General features: G+C 39.2%; 14 protein-coding genes. 13 read left to right on the forward strand and 1 reads right to left on the reverse strand.

Annotated elements, in window-relative coordinates; translation table 11 throughout:
• Positions 1-600 (forward strand): sensor histidine kinase (locus AC1DSL_RS05870; protein WP_477531521.1); only part of this gene is annotated, 600 nt, incomplete at its 5' end.
• Positions 601-629: 29 nt separating this feature from the next.
• Positions 630-1304 (forward strand): response regulator, encoded by a 675-nt coding sequence (locus tag AC1DSL_RS05875; protein ID WP_016428071.1) that lies wholly within the window; start codon positions 630-632, stop codon positions 1302-1304.
• Positions 1305-1722: 418 nt separating this feature from the next.
• Here the strand turns inward: AC1DSL_RS05875 and AC1DSL_RS05880 are convergent, their stop codons facing one another.
• Positions 1723-2709 carry a nuclease-related domain-containing protein gene (locus AC1DSL_RS05880; protein ID WP_477531547.1) on the reverse strand — a complete coding sequence of 329 codons (987 nt, stop codon included), beginning with the start codon at positions 2707-2709 and terminating at the stop codon, positions 1723-1725.
• 345 nt (positions 2710-3054) lie between these two features.
• Here AC1DSL_RS05880 and AC1DSL_RS05885 point away from each other — a divergent pair, with 345 nt between their 5' ends.
• From AC1DSL_RS05885 to ftsX, 11 genes are all read left to right on the forward strand, one after another.
• Positions 3055-3639 (forward strand): nuclear transport factor 2 family protein, encoded by a 585-nt coding sequence (locus AC1DSL_RS05885; protein WP_477531522.1) that lies wholly within the window; start codon positions 3055-3057, stop codon positions 3637-3639.
• A 307-nt stretch (positions 3640-3946) separates the two neighbouring features.
• The gene (locus AC1DSL_RS05890) at positions 3947-5302 is read left to right on the forward strand and encodes an ATP-dependent helicase ComFA (RefSeq protein WP_477531523.1); all 1356 of its coding nucleotides are present in this window, start codon (positions 3947-3949) and stop codon (positions 5300-5302) included.
• Complete coding sequence (locus tag AC1DSL_RS05895; RefSeq protein ID WP_477531524.1) at positions 5299-5919, forward strand: ComF family protein; 621 nt, start codon at positions 5299-5301, stop codon at positions 5917-5919. The genes AC1DSL_RS05890 and AC1DSL_RS05895 overlap by 4 nt, the downstream gene beginning before the upstream one ends.
• Before the next feature lie 118 nt (positions 5920-6037).
• Complete coding sequence (gene hpf / locus AC1DSL_RS05900) at positions 6038-6598, forward strand: ribosome hibernation-promoting factor, HPF/YfiA family (protein WP_016428061.1); 561 nt, start codon at positions 6038-6040, stop codon at positions 6596-6598.
• Positions 6599-7069: 471 nt separating this feature from the next.
• Positions 7070-9460 (forward strand): EAL domain-containing protein, encoded by a 2391-nt coding sequence (locus AC1DSL_RS05905; protein ID WP_477531525.1) that lies wholly within the window; start codon positions 7070-7072, stop codon positions 9458-9460.
• 97 nt (positions 9461-9557) lie between these two features.
• On the forward strand, positions 9558-12071 hold the full coding sequence (gene secA / locus AC1DSL_RS05910; protein WP_477531526.1) for a preprotein translocase subunit SecA: 2514 nt from the start codon (positions 9558-9560) through the stop codon (positions 12069-12071).
• A gap of 18 nt (positions 12072-12089) precedes the next feature.
• Positions 12090-13191 (forward strand): peptide chain release factor 2 gene (gene prfB, locus AC1DSL_RS05915; RefSeq protein ID WP_147640335.1). Its coding sequence is split into 2 segments (ribosomal slippage): positions 12090-12161 and positions 12163-13191, totalling 1101 coding nucleotides; the frame shifts between segments, so codons are not numbered across the junction.
• 364 nt (positions 13192-13555) lie between these two features.
• A complete protein-coding gene (locus AC1DSL_RS05920; protein ID WP_016428057.1) occupies positions 13556-14419 on the forward strand; it encodes a YitT family protein in 864 nt (287 codons plus the stop codon).
• Between the two features lie 51 nt (positions 14420-14470).
• Positions 14471-14812 carry a cytochrome c551 gene (gene cccB / locus AC1DSL_RS05925; RefSeq protein WP_016428056.1) on the forward strand — a complete coding sequence of 114 codons (342 nt, stop codon included), beginning with the start codon at positions 14471-14473 and terminating at the stop codon, positions 14810-14812.
• A 291-nt stretch (positions 14813-15103) separates the two neighbouring features.
• Positions 15104-15790, forward strand: a complete 687-nt coding sequence (gene ftsE, locus AC1DSL_RS05930; protein WP_016428055.1) for a cell division ATP-binding protein FtsE — start codon at positions 15104-15106, stop codon at positions 15788-15790.
• Positions 15780-16664 (forward strand): permease-like cell division protein FtsX, encoded by an 885-nt coding sequence (gene ftsX / locus AC1DSL_RS05935; RefSeq protein WP_016428054.1) that lies wholly within the window; start codon positions 15780-15782, stop codon positions 16662-16664. Before ftsE ends, ftsX begins: the two co-directional genes overlap by 11 nt.
• Positions 16665-16681 lie beyond the last annotated feature (17 nt).

The following is a 16681-nucleotide window of genomic DNA, read 5'->3' on the forward strand; positions in this document are numbered from 1 at the left end:
CGTGAAATACATGACGGTCCCGCCCAGATGATGGCCAATGTTTTAGTTCGATCAGATTTGATAGAACGGACTTACCGTGAAAAAGGTGTCGATCAAGCACTTGTGGAAATTTCAAGTTTAAAATTGATGGTACGAAATGCTCTGTCGGAAGTAAGACGAATTATTTATGACTTGCGACCAATGGCATTGGACGATTTAGGTTTAGTCCCTACCCTCAAAAAATACTTAATGACTATCGAAGAATATAATATGGGGTGCAAAATACACTTCCATTCAAATGGAGAACAGCGTCGACTTTTACCGAATTATGAAGTAGCGCTATTTCGCCTGATTCAGGAATCTGTGACGAATGCGACAAAACATGGCAAATGCCAAACAATTTGGGTAGAAGTTGTATGGAATAAGAACAAAGTAGCCGTTACGGTGAAAGATAACGGAATTGGTTTTGATCAGCGCCTTGTTCGGGATAGTTCATTTGGTTTACTTGGAATGCAAGAACGTGTCGATCTATTAAAAGGTGAAATGGTTGTGAAATCCTCACCTGGCAAAGGAACAACAATGATGTTTCGAATTCCTTTAATTGAGGAAAAAGAGAGATAAGGTCTGCTTATATTTAGGAGGAAATGACGATGACGAAAATTGTAATTATAGACGATCACCAATTATTCCGTGAAGGGGTAAAACGAATTCTAGACTTTGAAGATTCATTTGATGTAATTGCTGAAGGCGATGATGGAAGCGACGCTTTAAATTTGTACGAGCAATATGCACCGGAAGTTATATTGATGGATATCAACATGCCACGTAAAAATGGAGTAGAAGCAACAGGTGAGCTAATGGCGAAATATCCAGAAGCCAAAGTAATCATGTTATCTATCCACGACGATGAATCTTACGTTACGCACGCTCTGAAAACAGGTGCTCTTGGGTACATGTTGAAAGAAATGGATGCTGACGCAATTGTACAAGCCATTAAAGTGGTTGCAGCAGGTGGATCTTACTTACATCCAAAAGTAACACGTAATTTAGTGGCGGAATTCCGTCGTTTAAGTGAACGTGAAAATAAAGGAACGTTCCACCAATCTGAAATTCGTCGTCCTTTCCATTTACTAACAAAACGTGAATGTGAAGTTCTTCAATTATTAACAGATGGCCAAAGTAACCGCATGATCGGTGAAACATTGTTCATTTCTGAAAAAACAGTGAAAAATCACGTTTCAAGCATTCTTCAAAAAATGAACGTAAACGACCGTACACAAGCCGTCGTAACAGCTATTAAAAATGGCTGGGTTGAAGTACGCTAATTGACTAATTGGACCCCTCACAAATGTGAGGGGTTTTTTGATTTTTAGTGAGATGATTATGGGTCGAGTGTGTAGTTTAGTGTTCCAGGTAGACAGTTTTGGGTTCCAGGTTGACAGAATGGCCTTCCAGGTTGCACAAAATGATAAGTACCATGATATTCTCAAGTGAAACTGGTCCAGGTAGACAGAATGAGGATCCAGGTAGACAGTTTTGAATTCCAGGTAGTCAGAATGGCCATCCAGGTTGCACAAGATGAAAAGTATCATGATATTCTCAAGTGAAACTTGTCCAGGTAGACAGTTTTGGATTCCAGGTAGACAGAACTGGGTTCCAGGTTGCACAAAATGAAAATTTGACATGGTATTTTCATGTGAAACTTGTCATGGGACAGAATAGACGTCCAAGAAGCACAAACTCCTATTTTTTTTCAAGTGCTTCAGCTCGAATTGAAAAAGAACCCTCATAGTCATCATCAAATAATTTATAAAATCTATAGCGACCATTGTTTTTAGGTATCAATTTAGCTCTATTTAAAATATGTGATGCAGATGTTTTATCCCTTAGTTGCAAAAAATCCAGACATTCTCTTGTAGTAATAGTGCTTTTCATTAAATAGAACCAATCCTCGAGAGCATTCGCAATGATTACTTTCCTCGTAATTTTGCAAGTAGGACATTTATAAAGAGAGCCAATATTCATAGAGCATTGCGGGCAAAGTAATCCTTTGACAATTTCTGAATCTAGAATTGGGACAGTATTTACTAGTGGGGTGGGGGAATAATTCGTTTTAGCCTGTTGCAGGGAGTCGATTAATGAATTGAATTCTTTTTCTGTAAGTGCGGGAGGGAGATCAAATAGGTCTTCAATATAAGAACCGACATCACAGCCCATCACTATGTTGGAATACCTGGGCGGCAAATCTACAAGGGTGCTAGAAAATGCGAAAACAATAGCACTTCGTATGGGTAGATTTATTTGATTTGTATTCAACCATTTAACCAATCTTCTTTCATGACGTTTCAGTTGCTCCTCTGGACATTTCATTGAAGTTTTAACTCCGTCGACTTCTTTGACTAATTGGGCAGGAGTCTTTTGGAAAGAGATTCGACCTTTCAATGCTTTTATTTCTAATATACATACAAACTTTGGTGTAATGATTAATGTATCAAACTGGGCTTTTGTGTTTGCTGAAGTTTGAACATTAATGTCTTTAAAGATGACATATGGACATGGGAAATCAATATTCTTTAAAAAATTGTCCACATACGTTTCACCGCTGTACCCAGCACGAATCCGATTGATTCTCGATTCGATTTCCTTATAAAGCGGATGTTCTTTGGGTACTCTACTTAGTAAGCGAAGATAAACCGTTAACGATTTAGGTGTTTCTCGATTTCCGACAATAAAATATCACTCCTTCTAGTCTTTGGGATAATGTAAAAATAGCATTTTTATCCATCTAGTTGCAACTGAATTACTAGAAAAGATTTCCAAGTAGACAGAATGCCCATCCAGGTTGACAGTTTTGGATTCCAGGTTGACAGATTGGAGTTCCAGGTAGACAGTTTAGCCTTCTAGGTTGCACAAAATGGAAATAGCCCACTATAATCCGAAGCCATCCAACAATCCTACGCTTTAATACACGAAACTTTCACATGATGGGTGTCGTCTCTATTCTGATTGCGGCTATAATTATTGTAAGGGCAATCATTTTATGACAAAATAGCCGAGTAGGAGGGACGAATTATAATGAAATTCAAATATATGATAGTGTTAGCGCTAATTTCAATATTACTGTCTGCTTGTGCAAGTGAAGAAGATCGAGGCGGTGCAGGTTCCGTTTCCGATGGGGAAACTTCAAGTGAAAATAATGCATTGGAACATGGTGTGAAGAATCAGGATCAGGAACAATCTGATGTTGGCTTTGAGATGTCGGGTTCTGATATTGAAGAGGCACAAGATGTGCCAGCAGATGAAAAGAAGGCAATATTGGCTGCGTTTGATACCTATATGACTTCTTTTAATAACGAAGACTTTGAGACGTATATGTCTGTCATCGCTAAAGAACCTGAAGGGTTTGATTACAAGGAAGAAGAAGAGATGATTAAAAAAACGTTTAAAGAATATAAAGTTAAACGTACAGCTGAAGATGTGACGGTCATTAAGTATGACAAAAGCCAAGCTCAGGTCTTTGCGTCACTTGCGATCTCGCTTGAACAGGAGTCAACAGGTGCTAAACTTGACCGAACAGGTCGACAAGTAACCGTTTTTGCCAAAGAGGATGGAAACTGGCGTGTCAGCAGTGTCTACTTCATCGGTGATGTAGCGGAATAAAGAAGATGAGAACCTCGCATAAGTGCGAGGTTCTTATTATTTAGGCTCAGTTACATTAAACTGTAAATCAACGTATTTGAGCTATCTTCAAGTTTCCGCCAAATCTAACTAGTATGAAATCCGCTTAACACATGCTTCAAGCACTTGCGGCATGTAAGGTGCAAATACACTTCTTCATAATATCAACTTCTTTGTTAAAAATTTTCCCTCTCCATACACCAATATGCCCATCTTAAATTGGCGAGTTCCACAATTGGGGATTATGATTAAATGGTAGGAATGAGATATCCGTATAGGAGGGATGCTCATGAAAGAGATACAAACATTTTTAAGTGGCCGATTATGGTTGAAGGAACAAACCCCATTTCCTTTATCCGACATAGAAGATTTAATTGAAAAAGGATTTATTACCCCTCATCAAGGCATTTCATCAACTCATTTTTCACCATTACTAAAAACCAATCAACACCAATGTCGTCGTTGCGGATTTAACCAATTGACCTCTTTCCACTGTGCAAAATGTAAAGGTGTTTGCCTTTACTGCAGGCATTGCATTCGTATGGGCAGAGTGAGCAGTTGCACGGAGTTGATAACATGGACTGGACCTGTGATTGAACTAGTCCAGTCACATCGGTTTTCATGGTCTGGAACATTGACATCCCAACAAGAACGAGCTTCAAATGAATTACTAGCCAGCGTCCGTCGAAATCAAAGTCATTTAGTTCATGCCGTATGCGGGGCTGGAAAAACGGAATTATTGTTTCCTGCTGTATTTGATTTGCTTGAGCGGGGACAACGTGTATGTGTGGCTACTCCAAGGACAGATGTTGTACTGGAGCTTGCGCCGAGATTCCAGCAAGTTTTTCCGCAAACAGTTATTCATGCTTTATATGGTGGCTCTCCGGGTTACACGGACTACGCACAGCTCATCATCGCAACAACACATCAATTGTACAGATTTGAAGAAGCTTTTGATGTCGTGTTTGTTGATGAAGCGGATGCTTTCCCATATACAGTGGATAAATCTCTGCAATATGCAGTGCAAAAAGCGAAAAAGAAAGAAGCTGTTGTACATACTATTACAGCTACACCATCTGATGAACTTTTAAGACAAGCTGTTAATAAATCGGTCATATCTGTAAGGTTTCATGGTTTTCCTCTACCGATACCACGTTTTGTCGGGTTGTGGAATTATCAAAAGCACATTCAGAAAGGTAAACTTTCCCCAAAATTAAAGATGTGGACAATAAATTGTTTGAACCACTCCCGACCTTTTTTAATTTTCTTCCCTACAATTGAACTCATGGAAAAAGCTTTGMCCTTATTTCAGCTGTTGCACCCGGAAATTTTGTCAGTCCATGCAGAAGACAGTGATAGAAAAGATAAGGTCATTAAATTGCGTCAGAAAAAAGTTTGTGGCTTGCTGACAACGACCATTTTGGAGCGAGGAATTACGATTCCCAATGTTCAAGTAGCAGTAGTTGGTGCTGATGAGAAGATTTTTACGAGCAGTGMATTAATCCAAATAGGTGGTCGTGTCGGTCGAGCGATAGATTATCCTGATGGGGATCTGGTGTTTTTTCATCATGGAATTTCGTCTGCCATGGATACAGCCAAAGCTACTATAGAAGCACACAAAAAGCAGGGTGGATACAGGCAATGACGTGTTTACTCTGTTCAACACCATTTTTAGAAAGTGCTTCTTGRCAAAAACTATTCTTCTTAAAACAATCGGATGTTCTTTGTCATGGTTGCAGAGCAAAATTTGAAAAAGTACAAAATAATCAGATTGAAAATGAATGGTCGGGGACAATATATGAAGGTGTACTGGATACCGTCAGATCCATATACACTTACAATGACTGGATGAAGCATGTGTTTCAACAATACAAATTCCAGTTGGACGTGGAGCTGGCAACGATTTTTGCTGAAGATTTCAAACCGTTAAGAAATGTTCAGAAGTTGATAGTCCCTATTCCTCTACATCCGGAAAAGTTACAGGAGAGAACCTTTTCACAAGTGGATCAATTGCTCATGGCTGCACATGTTCCTTATACGCATGTGTTGGACAAAACTGTAAATCGTTCACAAGTCGGAAAAACAAGAAAAGATCGGATGTCCTCCGAATTAATTTTTTCCGTGTCCAAGAGTGTTCAAAATCAACACATTATATTGGTCGACGATTTATATACAACAGGCACCACACTGCATCATGCCGCATTTGTTTTGAAAAAAGCGGGGGCTGAATCAGTAGATGCAATTACATTGATTCGAGCATGATGCGACAGAAAAAGGCATTTATTCGACAAAATCCAGAAAAGTTTTTGGTTTGTAGCAGGAGTTTATAGGGGATATGTAGAATAAGGTTTACATAGCCTTAATTAAAGGAGGAGTTTACATGTTAAATTTTAATATCCGTGGTGAAAACGTCGAGGTAACTCCTGCGATTCGTGAGCACGTTGAAAGCAAAATCAATAAGGTAGAGCGCTATTTCAACGAAGATCTCCAAGCGAACGCAAATGTCAATTTAAAAGTGTATAACGACAGTCAAACGAAAGTGGAAGTAACAATTCCTTTGAAGAGTTTAACGCTTCGAGCTGAAGAACGTCACAATGATATGTATGCAGCGGTCGATTTAATCGTCGATAAACTTGAGCGTCAAATTCGTAAATATAAAACGAAAGTAAACCGTAAGTTCCGTGAACGTGAAGGAGTAGGTGCATACTTCGCAAACGTTGTTTCTCCTGAGCAAGCGGCATATCAGGACGAGAGTGAAGAAGAATTACACATCGTCCGTACAAAACAATTTGAATTGAAACCAATGGATCAGGAAGAAGCGGTTCTTCAAATGGATATGCTTGGACATAATTTTTACGTATTCACTGATGCAGAATCTAATGGAACAAATATCGTCTACAAGCGTAGAGACGGTAAATATGGTTTAATCGAAACAAATTAATCTTAATCAATAAATGAGAAAGCCCAGAAAGAATTGGGCTTTCTTTTTTTATTTATTAAGCAAAATAAAGCTGTTGATAAGAAAGAGTGTATTTGCGCCTGCATTCCAGGGGAAGAAGGTTAAAAACGCCTTGTCCTGAGTCTCCGGTTACTCGTTGCAAAATGCAATGCGAGAAATTTTGTGGCAACACCTTCATGACCCACTTCATGTTGGCTCATGCGGCTAGCGCGAATGGCGATAAACATCAGCATCATTTAACAGCAGTAAAAATTATGATTTGTATAAATGCAGTTGATGTTAAAAAATGATTTGCGCCAGAATGCCTAGTACAAACGGACAAAAGCAACAGTATTGCTGAACATAGCCTTTAAAATTGATTTATTTGTCGATTGAGGAGGAATTCACTCGAATGAAGCGAATTATTACATTATTAATTGCTAGGTACTTCACTTAAATAGGGGAGGGGATTGGATGAAGAAAAGTCGATTTTGGAAAAGACTTGGATTTCGTGGGAAAGTGTTATTTGCCATGAGTGCAATTGTCATCCCAATCCTCTTTGTGATGGCCTCTTTTTCATACAATTATTCAAAAAACTTATTTGAATCACAAATGGAAGAAGAATTGGCCCTTGAAAACGAATTGGTGGTTCAGCAAATCTCCACGTTGTTAAGTAGTAAAAGTGAAATTACAAAACAACTTGGAGAACTTGAAGATGTACGGGAACTTATGGAATCTTCAATTGAACGGGAAAATGTAAAGGAGTCAAATATATATCAGCAAGCAAATCAGCTTATGACAAGAGTACAAGAAAATACAGATGGTGTAGGTTTGGTATGGATGGCCTTCCTTGAGCCGAATTTTTTACTTGCAGATAATGGATATATTACCGATGCCGMTTATGATATACATAAACGACCGTGGATTAAAAAAGCGAATGAAGCAGAAGGCTTATCATACTCAGATCTTTATGTCGATTACACAACTAAGGAATTAACCGTGAGTGTCATTTATCCAGTCGAATCAGAGGGGAGACGTCTCGGTTATTTTGGTTTGGACATGCACCTGGATACGATTCCTAAATTGATAGGCTCATATGAAACAAAGGAAAACAAGCATATTTTACTGACGGAGACAGGGCAAACGTTATTTGACTCTGACAACATTAATAGTGAATTCGAAAACATTGCACTCGCTGAAAATGTATTCGAGTTAGTTAAAACATCAAAAGGAAACTTTTATGTGGAAACACGAAAAATTGATAGTACTGGGTGGCAAATGATTAGTTATGCACCCGAAAAAACAGTTACCCAACCACTTGCAGTTTTTGGGCGAATCATCGGTATATCATGGATCATCGCAGCAATTCTTATTTTAATCACCTTATCCTGGTTGCTTCGCTCCATGTTAAAAGACTTACCGACCATTGTGAAGCATGTCCGTCAAATGGAACAAGGTAATTTAGTCGCTAAAATGGGGATCAAAAGTAAGGACGAAATTGGTGAAATTGCACAATCTATCGAGCAGATGGGCAATTTGCTAAACCTACAAGTACAAGAAATTGACTATCAGGCAAGATTTGACTCATTAACGAACTTGCCAAACCGTTTTTCGATTGAACGTGAACTTGCTGGATGGATTGAAGAATTAACCGATTCCGATCAGATGATAACCGTGGCATTTATTGACCTTGATCATTTTAAACAAATCAATGATTCGAAAGGACATGCTTACGGGGATTCTCTATTAGTACAAGTAGCACATCGGATAAAAGACTTATTGCCAGAAAACAGCTGCTTTGGTCGCTTCAGTGGGGATGAATTCATTGTCTTGCTACATTCCAAAAAAGACAAATTCCCGGGTGTCCGAGCAACCCTTACTGCAATACATACTTCATTCGCAAAAGCATTTTATTTGAATGAACAAGCGTTTTTTGTGACTTCTTCCATAGGAGTTTCACTTTATCCCACGGATGCTCAATCATGTGAGCAATTACTAATCAATGCAGATACCGCACTTTATAAAGCAAAAGCAGTAGGAAGAAACAGAGTCCTCTATTTCAATTATGAAATGAAGGAAGCATTCGAAAAACAGCATATGATGGAGCAAGGTTTACGTGAGGCCATCAAGTACAATCAACTTTCACTCGTTTACCAACCACAGTTCAACCTAAAAACAGGCAATACCGAAAGTCTGGAAGCATTGCTGCGGTGGCGACATCCAGAATGGGGAATGATTTCTCCTGCCGAGTTTATTCCCGTGGCGGAAGAGTCTGGGAAAATTCAGGAGATAGGTGATTGGGTACTTGAAACAGCCATTCGCGAAATTAAGAGTATTCATAAGGAATACCCACATGTGTCGTCTGTAGCGATCAATGTCAGTACGATTCAACTACGGGAAACATCCTTCATTCATCTCTTGAAAACGTTGTTGAATAAATATCATGTAGATCCTGGCCTCATCGAAATCGAGATAACTGAGTCCATCTTTATTGAGGGTGGAGAAGAAGTGTTGGAAACGCTCGAAAAAATTCGAGAAATGGGCATTTCCATTGCGCTTGATGATTTCGGAACAGGTTATTCCTCATTAAATTATTTGCGTATTTTACCGATAAACCGTGTAAAAATTGACCGTTCATTTGTTCAGAAAATGGAGAATGATTCGCGTGTGCAGGCGATTATTAAGTCCGTCATTGACTTGTCCCACGATTTAGGGTTCAACGTAGTTGCAGAAGGGGTGGAAACACAAAAACAGCTCTTCTTAATAAAGGCTTTGAATGCAGATGTCATTCAAGGGTTTTATGGCAGCAAACCTTTGAACTGGACACAACTGCATGATTTTCTAAAAGATAGACAAACACTGTAGAGATATAGCCGTCATTTGCACCCCTATAGTTGCAGTGGTAAAATAAACCTTGAGACTATATAAAAAAACCTTGAGACTATATGGGAAGTGAATTTAAATGCTTGGAGTATTAAATAAAGTATTTGACTTAAATAAGCGTGATTTAAAAAGATTAGAAAAAGTTGCCGATCAAGTAGAGGCGTTTGCAAAAGACATGGAAGCATTAACTGATGATCAGTTACGTGCTAAGACTGATGAATTTATAGGGCGATTGGAAAGTGGTTCCGATTTATCGGAAATTCAAGCGGAGGCATTCGCAGTAGTTCGGGAAGCAGCCAAACGAGTTCTTGGTATGTATCCTTTCCGCGTTCAAATTATGGGTGCGGCTGCACTTCATGAAGGCAATATTTCAGAGATGAAAACCGGTGAAGGGAAGACGTTGACGTCCACTATGGCTGTTTATTTAAATGCCATCACTGGAAAAGGAGTTCATGTGGTTACGGTCAATGAGTACTTGGCAAGCCGTGATGCTGCCGAAATGGGTCAGTTGTATAATTTCTTAGGATTAACTGTTGGATTGAATTTAAACAGTTTGAATAAGGACGAGAAACGTGAAGCGTATGCAGCTGATATTACGTATTCAACAAACAACGAACTTGKATTCGACTACTTACGTGACAATATGGTGTTGTACAAAGAAGAACATGTTCAGCGACCACTCTATTATGCAGTAATCGATGAAGTCGATTCCATTTTAATTGATGAAGCACGGACGCCATTGATTATTTCAGGACAAGCAGCAAAATCTGCTCAACTTTACCAACAATCAAATGCTCTTGTCCGTGTACTTCGTAAGGAAGAAGACTTTTCATATGATGAGTCGACTAAAGGTGTCGTATTAACAGAGGCAGGAATTGAAAAGGTTGAAAAAGCGTTTGGAATCGACAATTTATTCGATTTAACACATGTTCGCTTAAACCATGCCATTAACCAGTCCTTGAAGGCACATGCAAGTATGCATAACGATGTTGATTATGTGGTTCAAGAAGGCAACGTCGTAATTGTTGACTCCTTTACAGGACGTCTGATGAAAGGTCGCCGTTATTCGGATGGACTTCATCAAGCGATTGAAGCGAAAGAAGGCCTTGAGATTCAAAATGAATCGATGACCATGGCAACCATTACATTCCAGAACTATTTCCGTATGTACGAAAAACTTTCTGGGATGACGGGTACAGCCAAAACCGAAGAAGAAGAATTCCGCAATATATACAATATGAATGTCATTGCCATTCCAACGAATCGTGTCATTGGACGTGATGATCGTGCTGATTTAATTTACGCTTCAATGGAAGGTAAATATAAAGCCGTAGCGGAAGATATTGCACAACGACACAAAGCTGGTCAACCAGTTCTTGTTGGTACAGTGGCTATCGAAACTTCTGAAATTATTTCGAACTTGTTGACAAAACATGGAATTCGCCACAATGTACTGAATGCGAAAAATCATGAACGTGAAGCTGAAATCATCACAACTGCTGGCCATAAAGGATCTGTAACGATTGCTACGAACATGGCTGGACGTGGAACAGACATCAAACTTGGTGAAGGTGTCATCGAAGTTGGTGGATTAGCTGTCATAGGTACAGAACGACATGAATCCCGTCGTATTGACAACCAGCTTCGTGGACGCTCAGGACGCCAAGGCGATCCTGGTGTGACTCAGTTCTATTTATCAATGGAAGATGATTTGATGCGCCGTTTCGGTTCGGACAATATGCGTGCTATGATGTCTCGATTGGGTATGGATGATTCTCAGCCAATCCAGTCGAAAATGGTGACACGTGCGGTTGAATCAGCACAAAAACGTGTCGAAGGAAATAACTTTGATGCACGTAAACGATTGCTTCAATATGATGATGTTTTACGTCAACAACGTGAAATCATTTATAAAGAACGTTTGGAAGTGCTGGAAACCGATAACATGCGTGGATTGGTAGAAACGATGATCGACGAAGTTATTGAACGATCAGTTGCAGCTCATACTGCTTCAGACAAGCACGAAGATTGGAACTATAAAGGTCTGGAAGATACAATTCAAGCAAATTTACTATCTGAAGGTGCCATAACTCGTGAGCAGTTGGAAGGTAAATCTGCGGACGAAATCACAGAATTTATTAAAGCGGAAGTTTACAAACGCTATGATGAAAAAGAAGAGGAAATGTCTCCTGAACGTATGCGTGAATTTGAAAAAGTTGTCCTGTTGCGTTCAATTGATTCAAAATGGATTGATCACATTGATGCGATGGATCAACTGCGCCAAGGAATTCACTTGCGTGCTTACGGACAAATCGATCCACTTCGTGAGTATCAAAATGAAGGATTTGCGATGTTCGAAGCGATGGTTGAGTCTGTACAGGATGATGTTGCGAAATATGCCATGAAGGCAGAAATACGCAATAACCTGGAACGTGAAGAAGTAGCGAAGGGCCAAGCGGTTAATCCGAAAGAAGAAGGCGGATCTGTCAAGAAAAAGCCAGTTCGTACAGAAGCTTCAGTAGGAAGAAATGAAATGTGCCCATGCGGCAGTGGCAAGAAATTCAAAAATTGCCATGGTGCTGTTGAAAGATAACGGAGGAATTTAGACATGATGGAATTATCAGATGTACGTAATGAATTAGACAGAACAGCTTCAAAATTATCCGACTTTAGGGGGTCTCTTTGACTTAGAAAACAAAGAGGCAAGAATTGCTGAGTTGGATGAAAATATGTCGATGCCTGACTTTTGGAATGATCAACAAGCAGCGCAAGTGGTCATTGGTGAGGCAAATGGATTAAAAGAAATTGTGAACGAATATAACGAATTGCTTGATACCCAGGAAAACTTAGAAATGACATTGGAATTGTTACGCGAAGAACCTGACGAGGAATTGCAAGAAGAACTCAGCAGTGAGATGAAAGAGTTTACTGCGAAATTGGGCGATTTTGAACTGCAATTATTACTGAGCGAACCGTATGACAAAAACAATGCCATTCTTGAACTTCATCCTGGAGCAGGAGGAACGGAGTCTCAGGATTGGGGCTCCATGCTACTGCGCATGTATACACGTTGGGGCGAGAAGCGTGGATTCAAAGTGGAGACACTCGATTATTTACCTGGTGACGAAGCTGGAATTAAGTCCGTCACACTAGGATTTAAAGGCCACAATGCATACGGCTATTTGAAAGCTGAAAAAGGGGTTCATCGTTTAGTACGAATTTCTCCTTTCGATTCTTCTGGCCGACGTCATACTTCTTTCGTATCCTGTGAAGTTATGCCTGAATTTAATGATGAAATCGAAATTGACATTCGTACGGAAGATTTGAAAATCGATACGTACCGTGCCAGTGGTGCAGGTGGTCAGCATATCAATACGACTGACTCCGCTGTCCGTATCACTCATTTACCTACAGGTGCAGTTGTTACGTGTCAACAAGAACGTTCTCAAATCAAGAACCGTGAAAAAGCAATGACGATGTTAAAAGCGAAATTGTATCAATTGAAAATCGAAGAACAAGAAGCTCAGATGCTCGAAATTCGAGGGGAGCAAAAGGAAATCGGTTGGGGATCTCAAATTCGTTCATATGTCTTCCATCCTTATTCAATGGTAAAAGATCACCGTACAAATGCTGAAAGTGGCAATGTGCAAGGTGTAATGGACGGCGATATCGATTTGTTCATCAATTCCTACTTGCGATCAAAAATGAATTAAGGCAAAAACGGACATCCTACAGAGGTGTCCGTTTTTTTATGGTTCTGTAAACTCTTACGAAGGATAAAAAAGCTCAGTTAATTTTTGCTGTTTTGCTCCATATCCCTAAACAACAACAAAGAAATAATACATAGCTTACTAAAATTAAGGGAAAACAATTAAGTAGGTGGTTTTCATACTTGTTAGCTCATGCGGAACATGCGGCCAGCGCAAATGTACGATAAATCAACGTATATATGCCAATTGTTACTTTGAAAGAAAATTTTCATACAGGCTCACTTTAACATGATGAAGTTCACACACTATATATCCTCTGCTATACTTCATTAGGGAAAAATGGACATAATAGAAAGAAGGGAATTTTATGAATAGAAAAACACGGGTAGAGCCACATCCTATTTTGGCTTCCGTTTTAGAATATATGTATATCATCGCCGGTGCTGCTATTATCGCTGTAGGTTTTAACGTTTTCTTATTGCCGAACGAAGTGGCATCTGGCGGAGTTAGTGGAATCAGTACGATTTTAAAAGGATTGTTCAATTGGAATCCAGGATATGTGCAATACGCATTTAATATTCCTTTATTTATTGCAGGAGTAATTTTTCTTGGTAAACAATTCGGCGCACGTTCACTAGTCGGAACACTTACGCTTCCCATGTTTGTCCTACTAACTGCAGGATGGGAACCCGCAACATTAAATCCGTTACTCGGGGCACTATTTGGCGGGATTTCAGTAGGAGTTGGATTGGGTATTGTCTTCCGAGGACATGCATCAACTGGCGGAACAGATTTAGCGGCTCAAATTTTAGCGAAGTACACCGGATTTACCCTTGGAACTAGCGTTATGCTGATTGACGGACTGATTGTTCTTTCTGCAGCCCTAGTTTTCGATATTGAAAAAGGATTATATGCTCTGATTGGTCTATTTGTGACAACCAAAACCATTGATATTATTCAACTTGGATTCAGCCAATCGAAAATGGTTTACATTATTACGAATAAACAGGAAGAATTACGGGATGCTATTTATACCGAAATAAATCGTGGTGTAACCAAGCTTCCGGCAGTTGGTGGCTATACCGAACAAGAACGACCAATGCTACTTGTTGTGGTTTATCAAACCGAATTCACGAAATTGAAACAATTAGTTAAAATGGTTGATCCATCAGCATTTGTCATTGTTTCAGATGCCTACGAAGTACTCGGTGAGGGTTTCAAACGTCCATAATTTAGGTATACTTAAAAAGTATATATAAACTATTTTGAGGGAGGGAACAAGATGAACAAAAAATTTCTTGCAGCTATTTTTGGTTCTGCACTAATGCTTGCCGCATGTGGTGGTGGAAATGATGAAAAACCGACGCCAACCAATGATGAAAATGGCGGAGAAGTAACTGATACACAGGATGCTGAAAAAATTGTACAGGGTAATTGCACAAGCTGTCACGGTGGTAATTTAGAAGGGCAAGGCAACTTCCCAAATCTGACAGATGTGGGATCCCGCCTTACTGAAGAGGAAATTTTACAGGTAATTCAAAAAGGCCGTGGTCAAATGCCTCCGAACATTATTGAAGGCGCAGAAGCTGAAGTAGTTGCCGAATGGTTGGCTAATAAAAAATAATTTGTAATAAACAAAGACCAATGACTGTTTATGTCATTGGTCTTTGTTTTTGTCAAAAAAGTGTCGAACTAAAAGGAGGATTTCAGGAACCTAATGCCGAATTTTAGTATTTAATAGGTCGAAATATCGTGTTGATTTTTAGGGATAAAGAACTAATGAGGAGGTATCACAAGGTTTCTGTCTAAATTTTGTAATAGTACTGTAATAAAATTTTGTCGACAAACTTGATATAATGAGCTTGTCGGAAAAAATTTCGAACAGCTAGGAAAAAACATAGGTGGTTACAAAAATATGATTTCAATGAAAAATGTCTACAAAAAATATCCAAACGGCATTGTTGCTGCAAACGGAATTAATGTAGAAATCAAACAAGGTGAATTTGTATATGTTGTAGGTCCAAGTGGGGCTGGTAAATCTACATTTATCAAAATGATGTACAGAGAAGAGCGTCCTACGAGTGGAGATATACTAGTAAATGGCATAAACTTGGCGACATTGAAGTCGAAAAAAGTTCCATATTTAAGAAGACAAATAGGTGTTGTCTTTCAAGATTTTAAATTATTACCGAGATTGAATGTTTTTGAAAATGTAGCATTTGCTTTAGAAGTAATTGAAGAATCGCCAAAAGTGATTCGTAAACGTGTTATGGAAGTTTTGGATTTGGTAGGGCTTAAACATAAAGCTCGTATGTTCCCAACTGAGCTGTCTGGTGGAGAACAACAGCGAGTATCGATTGCCCGGTCCATTGTCAACATCCCAAAAGTGATGATTGCGGACGAGCCAACTGGAAACTTAGATCCTGAAACTTCTTGGGATATCATGAATTTGTTCGAGGAAATCAATCGTCGTGGGACAACCATTATAATGGCCACCCATAATAAAGAAATTGTTAATACAATCAAACATCGAGTAATTGCAGTTGAAGGCGGACTCGTCGTACGTGATGAAGTCGGAGGTGACTACGGTTATGAAAGCTAGGACTGTAGGACGTCATTTCCGTGAAAGTTTTAAAAGTCTCGGCCGAAATAGCTGGATGACTTTTGCATCTGCCAGTGCAGTGACTGTCACGTTGTTGCTTGTCGGCGTATTCGTAATGATCATGATGAATTTAAGTAAAGTGGCTGATGATTTAGAAAAAGATGTTGAAATAAAAGTGTTGCTTGAACTTACTGCAGATGACAAAGCTGCAACGCAATTAGAAAAAGATATTAAAGAATTAGATGGTGTTGCAACAGTCGTCTATTCAACAAAAGAAGCTGAATTAAAAGATTTGATAAAAGATTTCGGAGCGACAATGGGATTGTCCGATCAAAATAACCCGCTTCGTGCAGCCTACTACGTGAAGGCTGAAAACCCTCAGGAAACTGAGAAAGTTGCTCAACGAATAGATCGTCTTAAAAACACCTATTCTGTCGAATATGGTGAAGGAAAGATTGAGAAACTATTCAGTTTCCTGAATGTTGCTAGAAATATAGGTTTAGTATTAATCCTAGCGTTACTATTTACTGCGATGTTCCTAATTTCGAATACAATCCGTATCACAATTGTTGCACGTCGACGTGAAATTGAAATTATGAAACTGGTAGGAGCGTCAAATTGGTTTGTTCGTATACCGTTCGTTTTAGAAGGAATGTGGATCGGAATCCTTGGTGCAATATTGCCAATAACTCTCGTCACTTTACTTTATTACAACTTATATCACGCTGTTCAACCTTATTTGAAAGGCGAATTGTTTAATTTATTACCACTTACTCCATTTTTGTATCAAGTTAACGGCCTCATTTTATTGATGGGCATTTTCATTGGTGTGTGGGGAAGTTTTATGTCAGTACGTAAGTTTTTACGCGTTTAAACGCGAGCTTGAAAGGG

Source organism: Paenisporosarcina sp. P4_D4 (assembly GCF_056401835.1).

Excerpts from the sequence above, each read along its gene's own strand:
- ftsX (WP_016428054.1), top strand. The coding sequence starts at position 15,780 with ATGAAAGCTAGGACTGTAGGACGTCATTTCCGTGAAAGTTTTAAAAGT.
- ftsE (WP_016428055.1), top strand. The coding sequence starts at position 15,104 with ATGATTTCAATGAAAAATGTCTACAAAAAATATCCAAACGGCATTGTT.
- hpf (WP_016428061.1), top strand. The coding sequence starts at position 6,038 with ATGTTAAATTTTAATATCCGTGGTGAAAACGTCGAGGTAACTCCTGCG.
- AC1DSL_RS05875 (WP_016428071.1), top strand. The coding sequence starts at position 630 with ATGACGAAAATTGTAATTATAGACGATCACCAATTATTCCGTGAAGGG.
- AC1DSL_RS05920 (WP_016428057.1), top strand. The coding sequence starts at position 13,556 with ATGAATAGAAAAACACGGGTAGAGCCACATCCTATTTTGGCTTCCGTT.
- AC1DSL_RS05885 (WP_477531522.1), top strand. The coding sequence starts at position 3,055 with ATGAAATTCAAATATATGATAGTGTTAGCGCTAATTTCAATATTACTG.
- cccB (WP_016428056.1), top strand. The coding sequence starts at position 14,471 with ATGAACAAAAAATTTCTTGCAGCTATTTTTGGTTCTGCACTAATGCTT.